Annotated in this window: 18 protein-coding genes; 17 read left to right on the forward strand and 1 reads right to left on the reverse strand. The window is 70.5% G+C overall.

The features are described 5' to 3' along the window. The first annotated feature begins 54 nt into the window (after positions 1–54). From ABH935_RS05410 to ABH935_RS05450, 9 genes are all read left to right on the forward strand, one after another. Positions 55–720, forward strand: a complete 666-nt coding sequence (locus ABH935_RS05410; RefSeq protein WP_370376642.1) for a response regulator — start codon at positions 55–57, stop codon at positions 718–720. Beyond that, positions 704–1,960 carry a sensor histidine kinase gene (locus tag ABH935_RS05415; protein ID WP_370376643.1) on the forward strand — a complete coding sequence of 419 codons (1,257 nt, stop codon included), beginning with the start codon at positions 704–706 and terminating at the stop codon, positions 1,958–1,960. Before ABH935_RS05410 ends, ABH935_RS05415 begins: the two co-directional genes overlap by 17 nt. A gap of 202 nt (positions 1,961–2,162) precedes the next feature. After that, positions 2,163–3,740 (forward strand): NAD(P)-binding domain-containing protein, encoded by a 1,578-nt coding sequence (locus tag ABH935_RS05420; protein WP_370376937.1) that lies wholly within the window; start codon positions 2,163–2,165, stop codon positions 3,738–3,740. A 23-nt stretch (positions 3,741–3,763) separates the two neighbouring features. Next, entirely contained in the window at positions 3,764–4,846 is a 1,083-nt protein-coding gene (locus tag ABH935_RS05425; RefSeq protein WP_370376938.1) for an alpha-hydroxy acid oxidase, read from the forward strand. Then, positions 4,843–6,291 (forward strand): cytochrome P450, encoded by a 1,449-nt coding sequence (locus ABH935_RS05430; RefSeq protein ID WP_370376644.1) that lies wholly within the window; start codon positions 4,843–4,845, stop codon positions 6,289–6,291. Before ABH935_RS05425 ends, ABH935_RS05430 begins: the two co-directional genes overlap by 4 nt. Continuing rightward, positions 6,288–7,565 (forward strand): cation:proton antiporter, encoded by a 1,278-nt coding sequence (locus ABH935_RS05435; RefSeq protein ID WP_370376645.1) that lies wholly within the window; start codon positions 6,288–6,290, stop codon positions 7,563–7,565. The genes ABH935_RS05430 and ABH935_RS05435 overlap by 4 nt, the downstream gene beginning before the upstream one ends. Before the next feature lie 52 nt (positions 7,566–7,617). Continuing rightward, on the forward strand, positions 7,618–8,295 hold the full coding sequence (locus ABH935_RS05440) for a response regulator transcription factor (RefSeq protein ID WP_370376646.1): 678 nt from the start codon (positions 7,618–7,620) through the stop codon (positions 8,293–8,295). After that, on the forward strand, positions 8,295–9,512 hold the full coding sequence (locus ABH935_RS05445) for a sensor histidine kinase (protein WP_370376647.1): 1,218 nt from the start codon (positions 8,295–8,297) through the stop codon (positions 9,510–9,512). The genes ABH935_RS05440 and ABH935_RS05445 overlap by 1 nt, the downstream gene beginning before the upstream one ends. Positions 9,513–10,634: 1,122 nt before the next feature. Then, entirely contained in the window at positions 10,635–12,488 is a 1,854-nt protein-coding gene (locus tag ABH935_RS05450) for an alkaline phosphatase family protein (protein ID WP_370376648.1), read from the forward strand. Between the two features lie 108 nt (positions 12,489–12,596). Here the strand turns inward: ABH935_RS05450 and ABH935_RS05455 are convergent, their stop codons facing one another. Continuing rightward, positions 12,597–13,568, reverse strand: a complete 972-nt coding sequence (locus ABH935_RS05455; RefSeq protein ID WP_370376649.1) for a GlxA family transcriptional regulator — start codon at positions 13,566–13,568, stop codon at positions 12,597–12,599. 135 nt (positions 13,569–13,703) lie between these two features. On the opposite strand from ABH935_RS05455, the gene ABH935_RS05460 reads away from it, so the two are divergent. The 8 genes from ABH935_RS05460 (at position 13,704) to ABH935_RS05495 (ending at position 24,111) form a co-directional block, all read left to right on the forward strand. Further along, positions 13,704–14,597: an NAD-dependent epimerase/dehydratase family protein gene (locus tag ABH935_RS05460; protein WP_370376650.1), complete on the forward strand. Its 894-nt coding sequence runs from the start codon at positions 13,704–13,706 to the stop codon at positions 14,595–14,597. 297 nt (positions 14,598–14,894) lie between these two features. Beyond that, the gene (locus ABH935_RS05465; RefSeq protein ID WP_370376651.1) at positions 14,895–18,104 is read left to right on the forward strand and encodes a glycoside hydrolase family 3 C-terminal domain-containing protein; all 3,210 of its coding nucleotides are present in this window, start codon (positions 14,895–14,897) and stop codon (positions 18,102–18,104) included. Positions 18,105–18,362: 258 nt separating this feature from the next. Next, a complete protein-coding gene (locus ABH935_RS05470) occupies positions 18,363–19,301 on the forward strand; it encodes an ABC transporter ATP-binding protein (protein WP_370376652.1) in 939 nt (312 codons plus the stop codon). A 100-nt stretch (positions 19,302–19,401) separates the two neighbouring features. Next, entirely contained in the window at positions 19,402–20,226 is an 825-nt protein-coding gene (locus tag ABH935_RS05475; RefSeq protein ID WP_370376653.1) for an ABC transporter permease, read from the forward strand. Beyond that, a complete protein-coding gene (locus ABH935_RS05480; protein WP_370376654.1) occupies positions 20,226–21,011 on the forward strand; it encodes an ABC transporter permease in 786 nt (261 codons plus the stop codon). The genes ABH935_RS05475 and ABH935_RS05480 overlap by 1 nt, the downstream gene beginning before the upstream one ends. A 37-nt stretch (positions 21,012–21,048) precedes the next feature. Continuing rightward, a complete protein-coding gene (locus tag ABH935_RS05485) occupies positions 21,049–22,290 on the forward strand; it encodes a sensor histidine kinase (RefSeq protein WP_370376655.1) in 1,242 nt (413 codons plus the stop codon). After that, complete coding sequence (locus ABH935_RS05490; protein ID WP_370376656.1) at positions 22,287–22,955, forward strand: response regulator; 669 nt, start codon at positions 22,287–22,289, stop codon at positions 22,953–22,955. The genes ABH935_RS05485 and ABH935_RS05490 overlap by 4 nt, the downstream gene beginning before the upstream one ends. A 160-nt stretch (positions 22,956–23,115) precedes the next feature. Beyond that, on the forward strand, positions 23,116–24,111 hold the full coding sequence (locus tag ABH935_RS05495) for a hypothetical protein (RefSeq protein ID WP_370376657.1): 996 nt from the start codon (positions 23,116–23,118) through the stop codon (positions 24,109–24,111). Positions 24,112–24,262 lie beyond the last annotated feature (151 nt).

Here is a 24,262-nt window from a genome sequence, read left to right on the forward strand (position 1 = left end):
CGGGGGCCGTAGCCTCGGGAGCGGAAGTTCTTGGCTCGGCAGAAGGGAACACCGGTGATCCGCGTCGTGGTCGTGGATGACGAGGCGCTCGTGCGGTCCGGGTTCGAGATGATCCTCAACGCCGCCGAGGACATCGAGGTCGTCGGGACGGCGGTCGGCGGGGCGGCGCTGGCGACGGTGCGTGAGACGCGGCCGGACGTGGTGTTGCTGGACATCCGCATGCCGGACGTGGACGGGCTGACCGTCCTGCGCGGCCTGCAGGCCTTCCCCGACCCGCCGGTGGTGGCCATGCTCACGACCTTCGACACCGACGAGTACGTGGTGACGGCGCTGCGCTCCGGCGCCGCCGGCTTCCTGCTGAAGGACACCGACCCCGCGCAGCTGGCCCAGCTCGTGCGCACGCTCGCCGCCGGCGGGATCGTCATGTCGCCGAAGGCCTCCTACGCCGTGCTCCGGACCGTCCCGACCGCGGACGCCGCCGACGACGAGGCGTCGGCCCGGATCGGCCTGCTGACCGACCGCGAGCGCGACGTCCTGGTCCTGGTCGCCGAGGGGCTGTCGAACGCCGAGATCGGCGCGCGCGTCCACCTCAGCGTGGGCACGGTCAAGGACCACGTCAGCGCCATCCTCGGCAAGCTGCGCATGACCAGCCGCGTCCAGGCCGCGCTGCTCGCCCAGCGCGCCGGGATGCTGACGGACGTCGATGGCGACCGCCGGTGAGGCGGACCGCATCGTGACCGGCCCCGCCACCACCGGCCCTGCGACGACGAGTAACGCGGCGACGGGCAACGCGGCGTCCACTCCTGCGACGACGAGCCCCGCGACGTCCACCCCCACCGCGACCGCCGTCCAACCCTGGTGGGCCCGCGTTCCGCCACCGGTCCTGGACGCCCTGATCATCCTCATCGCCGCCTTCGACGCGGCGGCCAACCTCTGGGGCGAGGGTGCCTCCCCCTTCATCTGCTCCCTCGCGGTCCTGTCCTGCGCCGGCCTCGTGCTCCGCCGCCGCCTGCCCCTGGTCGCGCTGCTCCTCACCCTCCCGGCCAGCTACACCCTCGACGTCCTGTTCGCCCCCTTCGCAGCCCTGTTCACCCTCGCCGAGCAGTCCCGCAACCGCCGCCTGCTGCTCGGGTCCGCCCTGGTGTCGGCGGTGGCGGCCGCGATCCCCTCGCCGATCAAGGCGAACTCCACCGATTCCCCGCGCGTCTGGACCGCCGTCTACTTCGTCTACGCGCTCGCCTCCGTCGCCGCTCCCGTCCTGCTCGGCCAGCTCGTCCAGACCCGCCGCGACCTGCGCCGCCGCCTGGCCGAGATCGAGCAGGCGCGCGAACACGAGCAACTGCTGCACGCGCAAGCCGTGGTGGCCCGCGAACGCGCGCAGCTCGCCCGCGAGATGCACGACGTCGTCTCCCACCAGGTCAGCCTGATCGCGGTCCAGGCCGGCGCGCTCCAGGTCGCCACCCAGGACCCGATCGCCCGCGAGGGCGTGCAGACCATCCGCTCCCTGGCGGTGAAGACCCTCGACGAACTCCGCCACATGGTCACCCTGCTCCGCGCCTCCGGCGGCCGCGCCACGGAGCTCACGCCCCAGCCGACCCTGGCCGACCTGGAACGACTCGTGGCCTCCAGCGGCATCGAGGCCGAGCTGACCGGCGAACTCCCGGGCCGCGTCGGAACCCCCGCGCAGCGCACGGTGTACCGCACCGTCCAGGAAGCCCTGACCAACGTGCGCAAACACGCCCCCGGCGCCCGCGCGACCGTGCTCCTGTGGCACGATGCGGGCGCCTACGGCGTGACCATCACCAACACCCCGGCCACCCGTCCCTCGCTCGCGCTGCCAGGCTCGCAGCAGGGTCTGATCGGGCTCAGGGAACGTGCCGAACTGTTGGACGGAATCCTTCAAGCCGGGCCCACGGCCGGCGGAGGCTACCAAGTGAAGCTGAGCGTCCCGGCGTACTGAGTACTTGAGTACTGAGTACTGAGATCAGGACCGGGAACTGCGTGCTTCGCCGACGGATGCCGCCTAACGGTCAATGCGGGTCATCCGAACCGGTGACAGTTCTGAAAATGTTCTGATTTTCCCCCGGCATGCTCCCCTCCGTACGGGGGCGCAACCGAGCCACACGGAGCATCCGGAGGACAGCAGCGTGACCGAGACGACCATGGTCGACGGCGACGTGTACGACCACCTGGTGATCGGAGCCGGCCCGGCCGGCCTCCAGCTCGCCAGGCACCTGCACGAGGCAGGCAGCCGCTACACCGTACTGGAAGCAGGCAAGGGGCCCGGCACGTTCTTCGCCACCTTCCCCCGGCACCGCACCCTGATCTCCATCAACAAGCCGCACACCGGGACCGACGACCCCGAGCTCAACCTCCGGATGGACTGGAACTCGATCCTCTCCGACGACCCGAAGCTGCTGTTCACCCGCTACACCGAGCGCTACTTCCCGCCCGCGGACGAGCTGCGCCGCTACCTCGCCGACTTCGCGGAGGCCTCGGGCCTGAGCGTCCACTACAACAGCCGAGTCAAACGGATCGGGCGGCCCGAGCCCGGCGGCCCCTTCGCCGTCACCACGCACGACGGCACCGTCCACCGGGCGGCGGTCGTCGTCGTGGCCACCGGTGTGTCCAAGCCCTACATCCCGGCGATCAACGGCATCGAGCACGCCGAGCAGTACGTGACGATGCCGACGGACCCGGCCGACTTCACCGACCAGCGCGTGCTGATCCTCGGCAAGGGCAACTCGGCGTTCGAGACCGCGGACAACCTGATCGAGAAGGCCGCGGTGATCCACATCGCGGGCCCGGACGGGGTGCGGCTGGCCTGGAAGACGCACTACGTCGGCAATCTGCGCGCGGTGAACAACAACTTCCTGGACACCTACCAGCTCAAGTCGCAGAACGCGATCCTGGACGGCAATGTCCTTGACATCGCGCCGCAGCCCGAAGGCGGGTTCCTGGTGCGGTTCTCCTTCGTCCGGGCCGACGAGGTCGTCAAGGAGCTGTATTACGACCGGATCCTGTGCTGCACCGGCTTCCGCCTGGACACTGAGCCGTTCGCGCCGGAGTGCCGGCCCGCGCTGGCCGTCAAGGACCGCTTCGCCGAGCTGACCTCGGCCTTCGAGTCGGTCAACGTGCCGGGCCTGTACTTCGCCGGAACGCTGATGCAGCAACGCGATTTCAAGAAGGCGACGACCGGCTTCATCCACGGCTTCCGCTACACCGTCAGAGCCCTGAGCCGCATCCTCGACGAGCGCGGGCGCGGCGTGGCCTGGCCGCGCCGGGCGGTGGCCGCGACGCCGGAGGCGCTGGCCGAGGCGACGATCGAGCGCGTCAACCGCTCCTCGGCGCTGTGGCAGCAGTTCGGCGTGATGGCCGACGTCATCCTCTTGCCGGCCGCCGGCAGCGACGAGGCGCAGTACGTCGAAGAGGTGCCGGTGGCGTACGCCCTCGACGGCGGCCTGGCCGATCCGGACGCCGTGTTCGTCGCCGTGACCCTGGAGTACGGGCCCGACCACGACAAGGTCGACCGTTTCGACGTCACGGTCCGGCGCACGGCCCAGGACGACCCCGAGACCGCTCACGACGCGGCGTATCTGCACCCTGTCATCCGCGTCTACCGCGACCGCAAGGTGCTGGCCGAGCACCATCTCGCGGAGAACCTGGAGAACCACTGGGACGGCGAGGCCTCGCACCGTGCCCCGCTCGTGGCCTTCTTCGAGAAGGTGGCGACTCTGTGAGCGTCACCGCGACCGAATCCGACCTGCTCACGGTCCGCGAGTTCGAAGCCGTGGCCCAGCAGGTGCTCGATCCGGTCTACTACGACTACGTGGCCGGCGGCTCGCGGGACGAGGTCACCGTGCGCGCCAACGAGGACGGCTTCGCGCGACTCAGCCTTCTGCCTCGCGTCCTGCGCGGCAGCGCGCAGCGCGACCTGTCCGTCACCCTGTTCGGCGCGAAGTCCTCGATGCCCGTGCTGATCGCGCCGACCGCGTTCCACCGCCTGGTCTGCGCCGAGGGCGAGATCGCCACAGCCCGCGCCGCCGCACGCGCCGACACCGTCATGATCGCCAGCATGGCGAGCACCGTCGCCGTCGGGGAGGTGGCCGCCGCCGCGCGGGCCGCCGCCCCCGACGGCGATCCCACGCTCTGGTTCCAGCTGTATCTGCAGCCTGATCTGGACGACACCACCGCGCTGATCGCCCGCGCGACCGCCGCCGGCTGTCGGGCGCTGGTGGTGACGGTCGACTCCCCGGTGCTCGGCGCGAACGAGCGCAACCGGCGCAACCGCTTCCACGACCTGCCGCCGGGGATGGCCTGCGAGAACCTGCGCAACCTGCGCGGCGACGAGCCGGGGAACGTCCGGCAGATCGCCATGTCTCCGGAGCTGTCCTGGGACCACATCGACTGGCTGCGGGAGCACACGAAGCTGCCGGTCCTGCTGAAGGGGGTCCTGCATCCGGAGGACGCCCGGATCGCGGTGAGCCGTGGCATCGACGGCCTGCTGCTGTCCAACCACGGCGGCCGCCAGCTCGACACCGTACCGGCGACGATCGACCTGCTCCCGGAGTTCGTCGCGGCGGTGGACGGCAGCGTTCCGGTGCTGTTGGACGGCGGTGTCCGACGCGGCACCGACGTGGTCAAGGCGCTGGCGCTCGGCGCTGCGGCGGTCGGCGTCGGGCGGCCGATCGTGTGGGGGCTGGCGGCCGCGGGGGAGGACGGCGCCACGCGGGTACTGGAGCTGCTGCGCGAGGAGGTGGACCACACGGTCGCGCTGTGCGGCGCCCGCGGTCTGGCCGACCTCACCCCCGACCTGGTCCGGCCGGCCGCCGGGAGCCGCTGGTGAGCGGCACGGCCTGGAGCTGGACCGCGATCGCGGTGCTGGCGGTGGCGGTCTTGGCAAGCCTGCCGTACTGGCTGCCGGGCATCGTCGTGGCTCTTCGAGTCCGTATATTCGCCCTCATCAACGGCACCGAGGGGATCCCGGTGCCCGGAAAGCTGGTCGGCATCGACGATTTCAAGCGCGTCTACGCCGATCCGGCTGCCAACGGCCGCAGCCGGGGAGCGGCACTGTCGGACCTGTTCTGGTACTGGCTCGCGCCGGGTCCGGAGGTCCACCAGGAGCATCTGGAGCCCGGGCCCCGGTACGACGACGTCGCTCGGACCACGCGTCGCACGATCGCACGGCTGCGCAAGGACGACTGGGAACAGCTCGTGGCACGCTGCTCGGTGCGTGAGTTCGACCGTGTCGACAGTCCGGCGCGGCCCGGCCGGGGGCGGGGCTCGCGGGCCCGGGTCGTCCGGTTGCGCGACGCGATGATGCCGTTATGGGCCTCGGTCTACTACGAGGTCGTGTTCGGCGAGCCGTGCCCGCCGGACGCCCGCGACCTGATCGTCGCCAATGCGAACGACGTCGTCAGCGCCCTGAAATGCACGCGGCTGCGGCACATGGGACGCCGGGATCGGCTCACGCGCTACCTGCGAGCCAAGATCGCCGCCGGCGCCGTGCCCTACGGACTGCCCGCCGCGCTCACCGAGCAGGAGCAGGCGTTCTACCTCCAGGGCACCTACTTCAACACCGCCGTGGTGCAGATGTCCGAGGGCATGGCGCATCTGTTGCTGGCGATCGCCGCGCGCCCGGAGTTGCAGCAGCAGCTTCGTAAGGAACTCACGGCCGGAGATCCGCAGGACTCTGCGCTGCTCGACCGGGTGATCGACGAGACCCTGCGCGTCTACCCGCTGTTCGGCGTCGCGCACCGCATCACCTCGGCCCAGATCGCGCTCGGCGAGACGTCGATCCCGGCCGGTTCGGTGCTGCTGTTCAACTATCCGGAGTACCACCACGCCGGTGAACCCGACGCGGCCGAGTTCGATCCGGACCGCTGGCTGCGCGACCACCTGGAGCAGGTCAACAACATCCCGTTCGGGATCAGTGCCAACCGGCCCTGTCCGGCGCGCGGTATCGCGCCGCTGACCATGCGCGTTGCGGCGGCTGAGGTGCTGCGGCGCTACGCGCTGTCCACGTCCGTCGGGCATACGCGCTCGCTGCCGAACCGTGGGCCCTGCCTGATGACGCCGCTGACGCCGGTGGATCCGCTCGATCCGCTGGATCCGGAGCGGCGGGAGCCGCGCCGCCCGGCCGCGCGGCTGGCGCTGCTGCGGGTGCGGGACCGCTGGGAGGACGTCTGGCGCAGCCTCGTCCAGCTGGTGCTCGGCACGTACATGGTCTGGGACGCGCGCCGCCTTCGCTTGTGCCGTAACTACTTCGCCGCCCAGGAGGCCGAGCGATGAGTCCCACTGCCCTGGCTCCCCGTTTCTTCATCGCCGTCGTCGTGATTCTGTTGTTCTGCCGCCTGGTGGCCTGGGCCATCGGCCGGGTCGGGCAGCCGCCGGTGGTCGGCGAGATGGTCGCCGGCGTGCTGCTCGGGCCGTCGCTGCTCGGGGCGATCGCGCCGCGCCTGGAGCACGAGCTGTTCCCGTCCGCGCTCAAACCAGTGCTCTACATCGCAGGCCAGATCGGCCTGGTCGCCTTCATGTTCCAGGCCGGGCACGAGTTCCGGTCGCATCTGGATCGGAGCATCGCGCGCGCGGCAGCCATGGTTTCCAGCGCCGGGATCCTCGCGCCGCTGGCGCTCGGTGCGCTGCTGACGATCGGCGCACACGGTCGCGTCGGCATCTTCGTGCACGGTGTCTCGCCGGTGGTGACGGAGGCCTTCGTCGGCGTCGCGCTGGCCATCACCGCGTTCCCGATGCTCGCGCGCATCATCACCGAACGGGGCCTGACCGGGACCCGGTACGGATCGCTCGCGCTGGCCAGCGGTGCGATCGACGACGTGGTCGCGTGGTGTCTGCTGGCCGGGGTGCTCGCCGTGGCCTCCGGCAGGCCGAAGCCGATCTTCGTGGCCGTCGGCGGAATCGTGCTCTTCGCTCTTCTCGTGCTGTACGCGGCGCGGCCGCTGCTGGCCCGGACCCTGCGCCAGGGCGCGTCGGCGACCGAGGGGCAGGTGCTGATCGTGGTCGCGGTGCTGTTCGCGGCGGCCTGGTTCACCGACGAGATCGGGCTGTACTCGGTCTTCGGTGCGTTCTGCGTCGGCATGGCGATGCCGCGTGGGGCGGCCTCCGAGCGTGCGGTCACGACCATCAGCACCAGCAACCGGATCATCTTCCTGCCGATGTTCTTCGTCTACTCCGGCCTCAACACCCGCTTCGGGCTGCTGGGGAACCGGCCGCTGCTGGTGTTCTCGCTGTTCGCGGTCATCGTGGCGGTGGTCGGCAAGTACGGCGCGTGCTGGATCGCCGCGCGGGCCAGCGGGCAGGACCAGGCCACGGCGCTGCGGCTCGGCGCGCTGATGAATGCCAGAGGCCTGATGCAGCTGATCGCACTGAACGTGGGCCTGCAGGCCGGGATCATCAACAGCGAGCTGTTCACCGCGCTGGTCCTGGTGGCGCTCGTCACGACGCTGATGGCCTCGCCCGCGCTCACGCTGCTGGACCGCGTGCTGCCGATGCCGGTCGGGCCCGGGGCGCCGGAGCCGGAGGCCGAACTGGCCGTCGCGTCCGGTTGAAGCCGAGGTGAAGACAGGGGGCTGAGATCAATGTGTGACACAATCCGGTGTCATGGCAGCGGAGAAGCCGCAGAAGCCCAGACTGCTGATCGTCGAGGACGATGTCGAGCTCGCCGCGCTGCTCGGCACCCTCATCGAGGGCGAGGGCTACCAGGTGGACACCGCGCACGACGCGCAGCGCGGTCTGCACCTCGGTCTGGCGCACGAGTACCGGGTCATGGTGATCGACCGGCGGCTGCCCGGGATGGACGGTCTGGAACTGCTCGCCGGGCTGCGGCGCCGCGCGGTGACGTCCCGGGTGCTGATCCTCACGGCGCTCGGGGCGCACGCCGAACGGGTCCGCGGCCTCGACGCCGGCGCCGACGACTACCTGACCAAGCCGTTCGACGTCGACGAGCTGCTGGCGCGGATCCGCGCGCTGGACCGCCGGTTCGCCGACTCCTCCGACCTGCTCCGCCTCGGCGCCGGCTACCTGGACCGGCAGGCGCGCGACGTCGCTCTGCCGGACGGGACCCGCATCCCGCTCTCGCCACGGGAGTTCGACCTGCTGCACACCCTGGCCGCGCGGCCGCGTGCGATCCACTCGCGGTCCCAGCTGCGCGCCGAGGTGTTCCCGGACACGGCGGCCGAGTCGGTCGTCGACACGTACGTGTACTACCTGCGCCGTAAGCTCGGCCGGCAGATCGTCCGGACGGCGTACGGCCTCGGCTACCGGATAGGCATGCTGTGATGTTCCGACGGTCCGCACCGCCAGCTCCCGAGCGGCGCATACTTTCGCGCGCCGCCGCGGCGCTGGCGTGCCGGATCGCTGTCGGGTTCCTGCTTGCGTTGGCGTTGCTCGGGTTCTGCGCCTACCGCGTGGTGTTGGGCGAGCAGCGTACGCAGGCGCGGCACATGATGAGCACGGCGTTGGAGGTCGGGAGCCCGGACGCGGTGACGCCGTGTCTGTGGCTGTTCGAGATCGATGGTGCGACGGTGCGCCATCCGGCGCAGATCCCGGCCGGGTTTCCGCTGGGTTCGGCGGTCGCGGCGGCGCAACCGGGCGCGCCCCCGGCACAGACGCAGGTCACGGCCGGGCCGACGGTCTACGATGTCCTGACGGTGCGGCACGGCGGCGTGACCCGGCAGGCCGTGCTCGACACCTGGTACCAGCAGGCCGACCTGGACCACCTTGTGCGCGCGCTGCTGCTGGTCGGCCTGCTCGGCGTGGTGCTGGCCACGGTGGTCGGAGTGGTTTTGGGCCGGCGCTCGATCGCCCCGCTCGGCGATGCGCTGGACCGGCAGCGACGGTTCGTCGCTGACGCCAGCCACGAACTCCGCACCCCGCTGACCCGCCTGCATACTCGCGCACAGATGCTGCTGCGGTCGCAGGGCGGCGAGCCGTTGTCCGAGCGGCTGACGGGGGAGCTGACGGCGATCGTCCAGTCAGCAGGCGAACTGAACGACGTGGTCGAAGACCTGCTGATGTCGGCTGGGATGCGCACCGACCCGACGCGCTGCGAGGAGTTCGACCTGGCGACGCTGGCAGCCGAGGTGATCGAGGCGGAGTGCCTGCGGCTGGGCTCGCGCGAGATGGTACTGAACACGGTCGGCGAGGAGCTGACGATCAAAGGCGCCCGCTCCCCGATCCGCCGCATGATCTCGACGCTGATCGACAACGCGGTCAGCCACACCGAGGCGGACGGGCGGATCGAGGTCGCGGTGCGCCAGGCGGGGCGGGGGATCGTCGAACTCGAAGTCACGGATGACGGTACGGGGTTCGATCCGGCGGATCGGGAGCGCATCTTCGAGCGGTTCGCGCAGAGCGGGAGTCCGGGGCCGCATCACTTCGGGCTTGGGCTGGCGCTGGCTCGGGAGATTGCGGCGGATCATGGGGGGACGATTCGCGCTGTGGGGCGGGTGGGGGCGGGGGCGACTTTTACGGTGCGGTTGCCGGGGGCGGGTTGAGATTGCGTACAGCCTGAGGGGTGAGGGCTGTCGGTGTGTTACGTGTGGGTGCTGAGTCGGGCGGGGTGCGGTTGTCTGTGGGTTACAGGCGTTTTTGACGGCTTCGCCAAAGGTTTGATGGCCCCGCAGGGGGACGCAGTTCGGTTGTGCCCCGTATGTTGCGCTGGCGGCTGGCGGTGTTCGTATGCAAGACCGCGCGCCGGTCGGGTTCCGGGTGTGGCGCGTTGACGGCCGGCGGTGTTCGCGTGCACGACCGCGCGCTGGTTTAGGTCTCTGCGGCAGTGGCTTGCGGCTGTCGGTGTCGGTGTCGGCGGCGCGTGCTATACCTATGTATAAGGGGCGATAATTCCCTAACAAAATGCCACCGCGCCCGACTCGCACACCAGGTTGCGTCGGCGGCCGGCGGTTATGTGGGTGCAAGACCGCGCGGCGGTTCAGGTCTCTACGGCAGCGCGTCGGCGGCCGGCGGTGTTCGCGTGCAAGATCGCGCGGCGGTCCGAGTCACTGCGCACGCGTTGCGTTGGCGGCAATCGTCGTGCGTGGTGGGCACCTTGAGGCCTCCGGCGGGCGCTCTACAGCGAGGGGGCGACCCGCGCGACCTGCTGTTTGGCGGCGGTCCGCGACTGGTCGGCTTTCTATCCGCTGTTGCCTGCGCTGCGCTGTCTGCTGGCGGTGCTGCTTGTGGTCGCCGAGGTTCTGGGCCCCTCGCCGCGTCGTCGCCGTAAACGGAACCAGCCCGGTTTGGCGGAATCAAGCCGCACCCCACCTGCTGTGGTGCAGCCTCGTTCGGCTTGACACCGCCAAACCGGCCAGGTTGGCAGAGCCCGCCGACGCGGCGAGGGACCCAGAACCAACACCCCGCATGGTCCGGTCGGACACGACTCACCGCGTGGTCGGCCGCGCTGGCCCGTCGCCGCGCGACTAAAAACCCTGATCAATCCCTGGTCATCGCTCGTCCCCGGAGTTACGGTGCCAAGTGGCCGAAGTTGGCCAGACAACTATTTGTTGGCTATACAACTTTGGTCCGTTCATCGGGCACGGATGCTCCGTCAACCTGGCGTCCCGATAGTCGTGGGGCAGTTCCGTGCCCGTGCCACGTTCGTTGAACGGAAAGGATCTCGTATGACTCCTCCGTCCCTGTCCCGCTCTGCCAGGGGTGGGCGCTCCCTCGTGCTCGCCTCTGGTGCCGCGCTGGCGCTGCTGGTCGGCGCGCTGTCCGTGAGTTCCGCCCACTCTGCGCATGCCGCGACCGCCAAGGCCGCGACCAGTGCCAACCTTCTTGTCGACGCTGGTGCCGAGGATGCGGCGCAGTGCTCGTCGAACGGTCTCGATGACATGACGATGCCGGGTTGGACCATCGTCTCCGGCGACCCGAATGCCGTCTGCTACGGCGCGTCCGGCTACCCCGACGGCAGCACGCCCGGGTCGTCGAACCGGGGCAATCAGTTCTTTGCCGGCGGGGGGACTGGGAACTCGGACCTGGCGCAGACTGTGGACGTGTCCGCTGCTGCCTCGGCCATCGACGCCGGGGGAGTGCCGTTCGACATGTCCGGGTGGCTCGGCGGCTATGCCGGCCAGAATGACCGCGTCGGCATGACCGCCACCTTTCTCAGTGCCTCTGGCTCCTCGCTCGGTTCGGCCGCCATCGCGCCTGTGACCAACAGTGACCGCGGCAACGTCACCGAGTTCCTGCAGCGTGATGCCAGTGGGACGCTTCCGGCCGGGACCCGCTCGGTCAAGGTGGACCTGGCCTTCACCTGGACCGCTGGCGATACCACCGACGGCTACGCCGACGACTTGTCCCTCACCGTCGGCGCCGGCGTCTCCGCCCCGGCGCTCACCGCGCCGCCGTCCTCGGTCCCGGGCTATGACCACGTCTTCGTGGTCTACATGGAGAACGAGGACTACTCCGGCATCGTTGGCAACACCTCGCAGGCCCCGTACATCAACAGCCTGCTGCCCAAGGGCACCTCGCTGAGCCAGGCCTACGCCACCACGCACCCCTCGGACCCGAACTACGTCGCCCTCGCGGGCGGCGGCCTCTACGGCCTGCACGACAACAGCATCGCCACCACCACGATCAACGCGCCGCACGTCGGCAACAGTGTCGAGGCCGTCGGCAAGACCTGGAAGGCCTACGTCGAGAACGAGAACGGCAACTGCGACTACACCTCGCACGGCTACTACTCGCCCGACGACGTGCCGTTCACCTTCTTCCAGAACTTCAAGTCCGACGAGTCGTCCACCGGCTACTGCGCCCGGCACGACCAGCCGCTCAGCCAGATGACCACTGACCTGAAGTCGGCCTCGACCACTCCGAACTTCGTCTGGTTCGAGCCGGACGACTGCGACGACATGGAGTCCTGCGGCGTCACGGCTGGTGACAACTGGCTCAAGGCCACGCTGCCGACCATCTTCAACTCCCCGGCCTGGACCCAGCAGAAGTCCCTCCTGATCCTCACCTGGGACGAGGGTGCCACCAAGGCTTACGGCCCGAGCTACCCCAACCGGGTTCCGACCCTGCTGCTCGGATCGCAGAACACGGTCAAGGCCGGCTACACCAGCGCCCAGCGCACCGACCAGTACGGCCTGCTGCGCACGGTGGACCAGGCCCTCGGCCTGGCGCCGCTGACCAACAACGACGCCTACGCGGCCACCGTCAACGACGCTTGGAGCGGGACCGCAAGCACCGGCCCGACGCTGACGACCACGACGCCGAGCGTGGCGAACGGCTCGTCGGTCACGTTCTCCTACTCCACGCCGCCGGCCACGAACAGCGCGAAGAACTGGGTCGGGATCTACAAGCCCGGCGACACGCCCGGCTCGCAGGCCTCGACCGCCTGGCAGTACACCCCCGGCACCAGCGGCAGCGTCACGTTCACCGCGAACTACGGCCGGGGCACGTACAACGTCTACTACTTCAACAACGACGGTTACTCGATCCTGGCAGGTCCGCTGACGCTCACCTTGAGTTAGCGCAACCGGCGCCGCCGGCGCAACCAGCGCCACCACATCGGTCCGGGCCCGTTGTCGAGCCCGGGCCGATGCCTATCGGGGAAGCGGCTGAGACGGCGGAATCGTCGCTCACGACGGAGATCCGGCACTTCCTGGACGCCACCGCGTCCGATAAGCGCTCGGCGTGACCCCGAGCCGGGTGACGAAGTGGCGCCGCAGCGAGTCCGGGCTCCCCAGTCCGCTGCGGTGGGCGATCCCGTCCATCGTGAGGTCCGTGGTCTCCAGTAGTTGCCGCGCCAGGTCGATGCGCTGGTGCAGCAGCCATTGCAGAGGACTGAGTCCGGTCTCGGCGTGGAAGCGGCGGGTGAGTGTTCGTTCACTGATATTGGCGTGCGCGGCCAGGTCCCCGAGTCCGATCGGCACGTTCAGCCGTGACTGCGCCCACTTCCTCGTACTGGCGAGAGATACCGCAGCGCTCGAAAAAGGCTTCGGCGCGCTCGGCTGCGGCTGATCAGCTGGCCGCGCCGGGCTGGCCACGGCAAGGCTGCCCGCGACCGCTGCGGCCGCCGCGCCGTGGTCGCTGCGGATCAGGTGCAGACACAGCTCGACGACAGCGGCAGCCCCAGCCGAAGTGAGCACCGGCTCGTCCACGACGTACAAAGCATCGCGCTCGACCGTGATCTGCGGGAAGTCCCGCGCCAGCTGGTCGAGCAGGTGCCAATGCGTCGTGGCCCGGCGGCCGTCGAGCAACCCCGCCTGCGCCAGCACGAAGACACCCGTGCACGACCCGACAACTCGCCGCCCCGCCGCAGCAGCCTCTCGCAGCGCCGCAAAGACGCGCTCGTCGATGCCCGGCCGAGCGCCACCGCCGACGACGAACACGGTGTCCGCGAGCGCGACGTGCTCCAGGCCGTCGCGAATCACGAGGTCGGGCCCCATGATCGTGGTGACCGTCCCGGGATCCGGCGTCGTCACGCGCAGCTGGTAAGTGCTCTGTCCGGCCGGTCCGGCAGAGGAGAGCACCACCTGCGCCATCGACAGATCGTGCGCCATCACAGGCGGCACGGCGACGAACACGACCTGATGCAGGGGCTTGGACATGGCCGGATCCTCCGGGTGAGTGGCTGCCGTTGTACTGCCGTGGGCCGGGGCCCGCGACGCACAGTTGGATCAGCGCCCCGGACACGCTCGCGTGTTCCTGCAAGGCGATCCCTCCTTCGAATCCGGAGCACAGCCATGCCGTTTCACGTCATCATCGGCGCCGGCGCCCCCGCGCTGGCCACCGCCACCCTGCTCGCCGAGGCCGGCGAACCGGTCCGCCTGGTCAGCCGCCGCGGCACGTCGGTGGACCACAAGCTCGTCGAGGCGACCGTTCTGGACGCCACCGACACCGAGCCGCTGGCTGAGCTCTGTCAGGGTGCTGCTACCGTCTTCAACTGCGCGGTGCCGGCGTACAACGGCTGGCCGCAGTCCGTTCCGCCGCTGTTCCGATCGATCCTCACCGCCGCTGAGCGCGGCGGCGCGCGCTACGTGATGCTCGGCAACCTTTACGGCTACGGTCCCGTGAGCGGCCCGGTGACTGAAGACCTGCCGCTGCTCGCCACCGGTCCGAAGGGGCGTGTCAGGGCACAGATGTGGCAGGAGGCCCTGGCGGCGCACGAGGCCGGCCGCGTGCGTGCGACCGAGGTGCGTGCCGGACAGTTCCTCGGCTCGGGCGCCTTCTCCTCGTTCACCTTCACCGTCGCGCCGAACGTCCTCGCCGGTCAGCTCGTCCTGACTCCCGCCGCGATCGACACCTCGACCGGCTACACCTCCATCCAGGACACGGCCCGCGCCCTCGTCACGCTCGCGCGCGAGGACGACGCGTTCGGCCACGCCTGGCACGCCCCGGCCACCAACGCGACCGTGCGCGAGGTCGCCACCATCCTGGCGAAGCAAGCCGGAGCACCCGCGCCGCGCCTGGAGACGCTGACCGAACGCGACATCGCGCTGCTGTCGCTGACCTCGCCGATCTGGAGCGAGTTCGAGGAGACCTCGCACATGTCGCACCAGGACTTCCTCGTTGATTCCAGCCGGATCCGCGAGCGGTTCGGGCTGGCCCCGACCCCGCTGGAGGAGGTGCTCGTCTGACGGAACGGGGCCCGGGCGAAGCCCTCCTCCCGGGTCCCGCCCGAGTTCCGCAACAAGGTCCTGCGACCCCGATCTCCGCGTATAAGCCCTGGTGAAGGCTCTATCAGTGCTGATTTGCGCAGTTGAGCCGGGCATTGACAGCCTGTCGTCACAGGTGTTTCATCCGGGTTACCGCACTGTTTGTTGATGGCGATAACAAACGTGCCCACGGTGATCAACCGCCGTTCCACGGTAGCGCTCTCCCTCAGCGCGCCGACTCAGCTCGTCGCAAAGCTGTCGCATGCCCTGGGAGGCACCATGTCGAGCACTGCAAGACCCCGGCTCCGCCGGGCCCGCGTCACGCTGTCGCTGGCCGCGCTGGCCGCGTCCGTCGTCGCGACCTACTCCGCGGCGCCGGGCGTCGGCGCCGCGCCGGTCGCGGCGGCCGCGTCCACGGCGTGTCCGTGGGTGGGTTCGAGCGCGCCGATCCCCCAGCGCGTGAGCCAACTCCTGTCGCATATGACGCTGGACCAGAAGGTTCAGCTGATGACCGGATCCGGCGGTTCTAGTTACGTCGGCTTCACACCGTCCATCGGCGCGCTGTGCATCCCGGCGATGAACCTGGAGGACGGCCCGGCCGGCGTCGCCGACAGCATGAACAACGTCACCCAGCTTCCCGCGCCGGTCGACGTCGCAGCCACCTTCGACACCTCCGCCGAGCAGAGCTTCGGCCAGACCATCGGCGCCGAGGAGGCGGCCAAGGGCTCCACGGTCGACCTGGGTCCGACGATCAACATCGTCCGCGACCCGCGCTGGGGCCGCGCGTTCGAATCTGTCGGCGAGGACCCCTACCTCAACGGGCAGATGGGTGCGGCCGACATCCGCGGCGTGCAGTCCACCGGGACGATGGCGCAGGTCAAGCACTTGGCCGCGTACAACCAGGAGACCAACCGCAACACGCCGTCGGACAATGTGATCGCCAGCAACCAGACGTTGCAGGAGATCTACCTTCCGGCGTTCCAGACCTCGGTGCAGCAGGGCGCGGCGTCCTCGGTGATGTGCTCCTACAGCACCATCAACGGCACCTACGCCTGTGAGAACCCCGGCATCCTGAACACGGACCTGCGCCAGCAGTTCGGCTTCGGCGGCTTCGTCACCTCCGACTGGGGCGCGACGCATTCGGGCGCGGCGTCGGTGAACGCCGGCCTGGACCAGGACATGCCGGGTGACAGCAACTACTTCGGCAGCTCCCTGATATCGGCGGTCAACTCCGGCCAGGTCGCACAGTCGGCGATCGACACGTCGGTCTCCCGCATCCTCACCGAGGAATTCGCCTTCGGACTGTTCGACAGGCCGCCCGGGGGCTCGCCGGCCGCGACCGCGACCAGCTCCGCGAACCAGGCGACCGGCGAGCACCTGGCGGAGCAGGGCACGGTGCTGTTGAAGAACGCCGGAAACGTGTTGCCGTTCGGCTCCGGGGACAGGTCGATCGCCGTCATCGGCGCCGACGCCTCGACCAACGTGCAGAGCGCCGGCGGCGGCAGCGCGTCGGTCAACTCCAGCGGCACGGTCACGCCGCTTCAGGGGATCACCAGCGCCGCGCCCGCCGGGACGACGGTGAACTACAACGACGGCAGCAACAGCGGCTCGGCTGCTTCGCTGGCGGCGAGCTCCAGCGTCGCAGTGGTCTTCGTCAGCACCTCCGAGTCCGAGGGCGGCGACCTGTCGGGCATCGACCTGTCCGGCGCGGACAACTCGCTGATCTCCGCGGTCGCGAACGCGAATCCGAACACCATCGTGGTCCTGAACACCGGCTCGGCGGTCACGATGCCGTGGCTGTCCTCGGTCAAGGGCGTGCTGGAAGCCTGGTACCCGGGTCAGAGCGACGGCACCGCGATCGCGAACATCCTGTTCGGCGCGACCAACCCCTCAGGCCACCTGCCGGTGACGTTCCCGACCTCGCTGTCGCAGGTCCCTGCGAACACCAGCGCGCAGTGGCCGGGCGTCAACGGCCAGGTGCAGTACTCCGAGGGTGTCGACGTCGGCTACCGCTGGTATGACAGCAAGGGCCTGACGCCGTTGTTCCCGTTCGGATACGGCCTGTCCTACACCAGCTTCTCGTTCTCCAACCTGCACATCAGCTCCCTGCCACAGGGCGGCGCGGCGACCGTGACCGCGACGGTGACGAACACCGGTTCGCGCGCCGGGGCCGACGTCGCGCAGCTGTACGTGAGCGACCCGGCCGCCTCCGGCCAGCCGCCGCGCCAGCTGGAGGGCTTCGCGCGGGTCAACTTGCAGCCGGGCCAGAGCCAGACGGTCTCCTTCCCGGTGACCCAGCAGAACCTGCGCTACTGGAACACGAGCACGAACGCCTGGGCCACCAGCACGGGGAACTACGGGATCTCCGTCGGCGACGCGGACTCCGCCAGTGCCCTGACACTGTCCGGCACGCTGCCGGTCGCGGCCAACCAGCTCGGGCAGCCGGTGAGCGTCACCAGCCCGGGCCCGCAGGAGGGCGAGGCCGGGACGGCCGTGTCGGTACAGGTCGCGGCCGGCGACTCCACCGGCGGCCAGACTCCGACGTTCACCGCGACCGGGTTGCCGGCCGGGGTGTCGATCTCCTCGTCCGGGCAGATCACCGGCACGCCGACCACGGCCGGGACGAGCACGGTCAGCGTCACCGCGACCGACGGCAACGGGGCTCAGGCCACGACGTCGTTCGTGTGGACCGTCACGCCTTCGACGGCCGGTGTCCCGACGACGCCGCTGGTGGGGTACCAGGGGCTGTGCCTGGACGTGTCCTCGGCGAACAACGCCGACGGCACGGCTGTGCAGGTCTACACCTGCAACGGGACCAACTCGCAGCAGTGGACCGAGGAGGCGGACGGGACGGTGCACTCGCTCGGCAAGTGCCTGGACGTCGCCGCCGGCGGCACTGGCAACGGCACGGCCGTGGACCTGTACACGTGCAACAACACCGGTGCGCAGCAGTGGCAGGCGCAGTCCGACGGGACGTTGCGCAACCCGGCTTCCGGGCGTTGTCTGGACGACACCGGGTCCGGGCTGTCCGGGACGAAGGCCGAGATCTACGACTGCTCCGGTGCGGCGAACCAGGTGTGGAAGTCCCCGGCCGGGTCGTCCACGGGGACCGGGTCCGGGCAGATCACCGGGTACCAGGGGCTGTGCGTGGACGTGCGGAGCGCTAGTAGTGCTGACGGCACGCCGGTGCAGGTCTACACGTGCAACGGGACCAACGCGCAGCAGTGGACCGTGGAGGCCAACGGGACGCTTCAGGCGCTGGGCAAGTGCATGGACGTGGCTAGCGCCGGTACGGCGAACGGTACTCACATCCAGCTCTACACCTGCAACAACACCGTCGCGCAGGTGTGGCAGGCGCAGAGCAACGGCACGCTCGTCAACCCGCACTCCGGCCGGTGCCTGGATGACACGGGATCGGGCGGCTCCGGCACGCAGTTGCAGATCTGGGACTGCGGGGGCGGCGCGAACCAGAAGTGGCAGCTGCCGTGATGGTGTAGGGGAGTAGCCGATACTTGCCAGCCCGCGCCTCCGGACTCAGGGGGTGCGGGCTGGTTCGTGTGCCGGTGCGCTTGTGTGCATGTGTGCTTTGTAGGAGCGCGCAACAAGGCCTAACCGACCTGCCGCGCCGCCTCGCTCCCTCCTAAGGAGGAGGTTTTCGGCCGTCCGCCGCCGGATTCCACCTTCCGGACGAGGTGGGGCCGGTCGCCGTCTCAATACCGTCGAGGTCATGAGCTGTAGGAGGGCCTCATGATCGAGGCGACGGCATTGACCAAGCGCTACGGCGACAAGACCGCGGTGGACGGGATCGACTTCCAGGTGCGGCCCGGGCTGGTGACCGGTTTCCTGGGCCCGAACGGGGCCGGCAAGTCGACCACCATGCGGATGATCCTCGGGCTGGATCTGCCCACGGCCGGGAGCGTCACCGTCGACGGCCGCGACTACCGGGGCAAGGTGTGGCCGCTGCACGACGTCGGGGCGCTGCTGGACGCGCGTGCGGTGCACCCGGGGCGGTCGGCGTACAACCACCTGCACAGCCTGGCCGCCGCCAACGGCATCGGCCGCAGGCGCGTGGACGAGGTGCTGGAGGAGGTCGGGCTGACGTCGGTGGCGCGCAAGCGGGTCGGCGGCTTCTCGCTCGGCATGGCGCAGCGACTGGGGATCGCAGGCGCGCTGCTCGGAGACCCGGGGACGCTGCTGTTCGACGAACCGGTCAACGGCCTCGACCCGGACGGCATCCTGTGGATCCGGACCCTGATGCGCTCGCTGGCCGCCGAGGGGCGGACCGTGCTGGTCTCCAGCCACCTGATGAGCGAGATGGCGCTGACCGCCGACCACCTGCTGGTGATCGGCCGCGGCCGGCTGCTGGCGGACACGCCGCTGTCGGAACTGATCGCCCGCCACTCCGCCGAACGCGTCGAAGTCCGCGCCGCCGACCCCCGCCGCCTGACCTCGGACCTGCGCGCGGCCGGCGCGAAGGTCACGATCGAGCCCGACGGGACGCTCGCGGTCGCCGGCCTCGGCTCGGTCGGCATCGGGGAACTGGCCGCGGCGCGCGGGCATGTGCTGCATCAGCTGCATGATGTGACGGCGTCGCTGGAGGAGGCGTACTTCCGGCTCACCGGCGAGAGTGTCGAGTACCGGGTGCCGGGGCCGGCGGCGGCGATGGTGGAAGCGGTGTCGGCGTGAGTGCGCGCGCGAGGAGGGCTGCCGCCGGCGCTACGGCCGCTGCCGAGATCGCGGCTCAGTTGGCTCTGGTGCCCGAGCCGGTGCTGGAAGCGGTGCTCGCATGAGCGCCCGGGCAAGCACAGCCATCCCTGGTCGCGCTGTTGGATCGAAACAAACCACCATCAGGCTCCGCGCCACCGCCGACAGCGAATGGATCAAGTTCCGCTCGGTCCGCTCCGGCCCGGCCGTCCTGATCGCGACGCTGCTCGCCATGGTCCTCGGCGCCTGGATGGTCGGCGTCGGCTACCACGGCGGCTACACCGCCGCCGACCGCGCGTCCTTCGACCCCGGCGACGTCACGTTGCGCGGCATCGTCGTCGCGCAGCTCCTGGTCGGCGCGCTCGGCGTCCTCACCGTGACCGGCGAGTACACCAGTGGCCTGATTCGCGGCACGTTCATCGCCACCCCGCAGCGGCGGCAGGTGCTGGCGATGAAGGCGCTGATCTTCGCCGGCGTCGTCTGGCTCTGGTGCACCGTGCTGTCCTTCGCCGCCTTCTTCGTCGGCCGGGCGTTCCTCTCCGCGCCGGTGCCGCGTGTCGGCCTCGGCGATCCCGGCGTGCTGACGGCTGTCGTCGGCGGCGGCCTCTACCTGACCGGCATCGGACTGTTCGGCCTGTTCCTCGGCGTGCTGCTGCGCCGCACCGCGGCCTCCCTCGCCGCGCTGGTCGGCGTCATGATGGTGCTGCCGGTGATCCTGGCCCTGCTCCCGGGCAAGACCGGCGAGGTCATCAGCGAGTTCTCGCCAGCCGGGGCCGGCTTCCAGATCTGGCACCTCGACCACAGCGGCCACAACCTCGGCGCCTGGCCGGGCTTCGCCCTCTTCGCCGCCTACGTCGCGGCCACCGCCGCGGCGGCGTTCGCCACCATCCGAAGGAGGGACGTCTGATGACCCCCACCCGCCGAGCCCAGGCCGTGCTCACCACCGAGTGGATCAAGCTCCGCTCGCTCCGGTCGCTGCCGATCACGCTGCTCGTCGCGGCCGTGTTCTGCATCGGCCTGGCCGCCCTGGTCTGCTCCAACTACGCCACGCACTGGAACGACGTCAGCGCTTCCAGCCGTGCCACCTTCGACCCGCTGACCATCAACTTCGGCTTCCTGCGGATCGGCGTCCTCTTCTTCGGCGTCCTCGGCGCCCTGGTCGTCACCAGCGAGTACGGCAACGGCCTGATCCGCACCACCTTCGCCGCGACGCCGCAACGCGTCCTCGTCCTCGCCGCCAAGTCCGCGCTGCTGGGAGCGCTCGCGCTGGTCGCGTCGGCAGTGGTCTGCTTCGTCGCCTTCTTCGCCGGGCAAGGCCTGCTCAGCGGGCACGTGCCGACGGTGCGCATCGGCGACCCCGGCGTGCTCGGGCACGTCCTCGGCGCGGTGGCGTACCTGACCGGAACCGGCCTGTGCGGCGTCTTCCTCGGCGCCCTCGCCCGAGGCACCGCCGTGGCGATGACCAGCGTCTTCGCCGTGTTCCTGATGCTGCCGGTGATGGTCGACCAGCTGCCGCACACCGCGCTGTGGCGGCACACCGTGCCCTACCTGCCGTCCAACCTCGGCGAATCCATGTGGCACTCGCACACCGCCGATCTGGTCAGCGCAGGTTCGGCCTGGTCCCTGTTGGCCCTCTGGGTCGTCGGCCTCGGGACGCTCGCGGCGCTGGTGCTCCGGCGCCGCGACGCCTGACGGGCCGGCCGGGACTGACGCGGGCATGATGGACCACGTGAGCACGGGCAGACGACGCCAGGCCGGCCTGGACTGGCTCGTCTGCGTCCTCGCCGCCGCGGCCACCGGCCTGGGCGCGACCGACACGCTCGCCTCCTGGCTGCCGCGCGCGGCGATCCCGGCGCTGGCCGTCGCGCAGGGCCTGCTCCTGCTGGCCCGGCGGCGCGCGCCGGTCGCGACGCTGGCCGCGACCACGGCGGTGGCCTTCTTACTGACGGTCGGCGGCTACCCGGCCGGCGGCGCGGGGGTGGGCACGTTCTTCGCCGCGTACGCCGTGGCGGTGCATTGGGACGGCGGCGCGGCTCCTCCCGAGGAGGCCGACGACGCCGAGCGCACCGGCCGCGCCCGCTTCCCGGTGGCGAGCGCGGCCAGCGCGGCAGCCTCCGCCCTCGCGCTGTCCGCCGCGAACCTCGCCCCCGACGCGCGCGGCAACGGCCTCAACAGCGTCGGCCTGGCCGTGGTGTCGGCGTGGATCCTCGGCTACGCGCTGCGTACCCGGCGTGCCTACATCGCCGAGCTGGTCGAGCGCGCGGCGCGGCTGGAGGCCGAGGAGGGCGAGCGCGCGGCGCGCGCCGTGGCCGAGGAGCGGCTGCGGATCGCGCGGGAGCTGCACGACGTCGTCGGGCACTCGATCAGCCTGATCACCGTGCAGGCCGAGGCGGCGACGCGCTCGGCGCGGACGAACCCGGAGGCGGTGACGCCGTTCCTGGCGACGATCTCGGCGACCGGCCGCGAGGCGCTGGCGGAGATGCGGCGCGTGCTGGCCGTCCTGCGCCCGGACGCCGAGCCCGAGATGAGCCCGCAGCCGGGGCTGGACGACCTGGCCGAGCTGGTCGCGCGGTTCGAGTCCGGCGGGCTGCCGGTCCGGCTGGACGCGCCGCCGGCCGAGCTGCCGCCGGGCGTGGGGCTGGCGGTGTACCGGATCGTGCAGGAGTCGCTGACCAACGTGCTCAAGCACGCCGGTCCCGGTGCGACGGCCGCTGTCACCGTCGAGCCGGGCCGGGGGTCGGTGCGCGTGTCAGTGCTCGACGACGGGCGCGGACCGACCGGCCCGGCGTCCGGCGCCGAGCATGGCATCGTCGGGATGCGCGAGCGGGTGGCGATCTACGGCGGGAGCCTGCGCGCGGGCCCCGGCATCAACGGTGTCAACGGCATCAACAACGGCGCCGGCGGCTCCGGCTCCGGCGGCGGATTCGAAGTCGAGGCGGTCATCCCGCTCCCCGAGGAGGACTCCCGATGACCATCAGTGTCCTGATCGCCGACGACCAGCACCTGGTCCGCTCCGGCCTGCGCGCGATCATCGAGTCCGAACCGGGCATGGAGGTCGTGGGGGAGGCCGCCGACGGCGCCGAGGCGGTCGAGGCGGTCCGCCGCCTGCGCCCGCACGTCGCCCTGATGGACATCCGCATGCCGCGCCTGGACGGCGTCGCCGCGACGCGCTCGCTGTGCTCCGGCCCCGGTCCGCACCCCACCAGGATCCTGATGCTCACCACGTTCCACCTCGACGACTACGTCGCCGACGCCCTGCGCGCCGGCGCATCAGGCTTCTTACTCAAGGACGCCACCGCCGACCAGCTCGTGGAGGCGGTCCGCGTCATCGCGGCAGGCGAGGCGATCCTGGCGCCCCCGGTCACCCGCCGAATGCTGGAACGCATGGCCGCCGACCAACCCGACCCCTCCGACGGCACCGAGCTCCGCGCCCTGCTGTCGGCCCGCGAGGTGGACGTCCTGCTCCTGGTCGCGCGCGGCCTGTCGAACGCCGAGATCGGCACCGCCCTGCACCTGGCCGAATCCACGGTGAAGTCCCACGTGCAGAACATCCTGACCAAGCTGGGCGTCCGCGACCGCCTGCAGGCCGCGGTGGCCGCCTACGAGTCCGGGTTGGTCCGGCCGCGCGGACGGTAGGGACAGGCCCGCGGCAGCAACCTCTCAACGGGTGTATAACCCCAGGTCACGAAGCGATTAGGGTGAATCCCTGCATCGGCCGACACCGGCGGGAACTCCTGCTACCTTGACTGCCGATCGGACTCCGCCGGAGCGTTTAGTCGCGAGAGTGGGCACGTCAATGCGCTTCAATGTCCCGCCCGGCTGGCCGACTCCTCCGGAGGGCTGGGTCCCCGATCCCGGCTGGCAGCCGGACCGCAGCTGGCCGCCGGCTCCTCCCGGATGGCAGTTCTGGGTGGACGCCCCTGCCCCGGCCCCGCCGCCACCGCCCTCGGCCACCGGCTCGAAGCTGGACGAGCAGCTGCTGAAGGTCGCCCAGTGGGCCCGCCAGCGGGCCGGCAAGCACGACGAACAACTCCCGGCCGTGGTGTTCTCCGGCCCCGATCCGGCGGCGAAGTGGTTCGGCCTGGCGGCCAGCGTCGCGAAGTTCGGACCGGTCCACTCGGCCCTGAACAACGCGCTCACCTCGGCCGTCCCCGGCGGCGACCAGGTCCTGGAGCTGGTCAAGTCGCTCTACGCCATCGAGGACGAGCAATCGCGCGTCCTGCACAGCATCGACACGAACGTCAAACTCCTGAAAGAGGGCCCCTACCGAGCCGGCCGCCTGCTCCTGAGCGAAGCCCACCGTCTCGCCGACCACGCCGAGGAGAGCCGCCGTCTCCTGGAAACCGCCAAGGACCGCTTCTACGACGCCCAGCCACTGGCCTCCTCGGTCCAGGAACGCACCATGGTCGAGCTGCACCTGGCGCTCGTGTGGCTCGCCCTCGGCCGCCCCGACGACGCCCGCTACTGGCTGGAGCAGGCCTACCAGTCGGCGCGCCTGGTGATCGACTCGCTGACCCAGCAGGCGGGCGACGTCAAGGTCCTGAAATCCAAGTGGGCGACGACCGCCCTGAGCATCTACTACCCGGCCGGCCTGTTCGTGGTCCCCCTGAAGCTCAAACGCCTCATGAACGCCGACCGCGCCAACGCGGCCATGACCGCCTTCCTGCCCGTGGCGAACTCCATCGCCGCCTGCCTGAACAGTTTGAATGTGCGCCCGGTCGTCCCCGGCCTCCAGCTCACGACCAACTACGACGGCAGCCGCCTGCTCCAGGAGGTCGGCCTGGCGGGCTAGCGAGAATACGTTGTACTCACCCCCGCGGAGTCTCGGCGCGATGTCGATCTACGGCTGGCTCGGCCACTTCTACCGGCCGCCGAGCACGGCGAGCACCAGCCCGGAGCAGATCATCATCGACACGCTGACGACGATGCTCTGAGCCGGCGCG

The organism is Catenulispora sp. GAS73 (genome assembly GCF_041262085.1).
Lineage (GTDB): Bacteria > Actinomycetota > Actinomycetes > Streptomycetales > Catenulisporaceae > Catenulispora.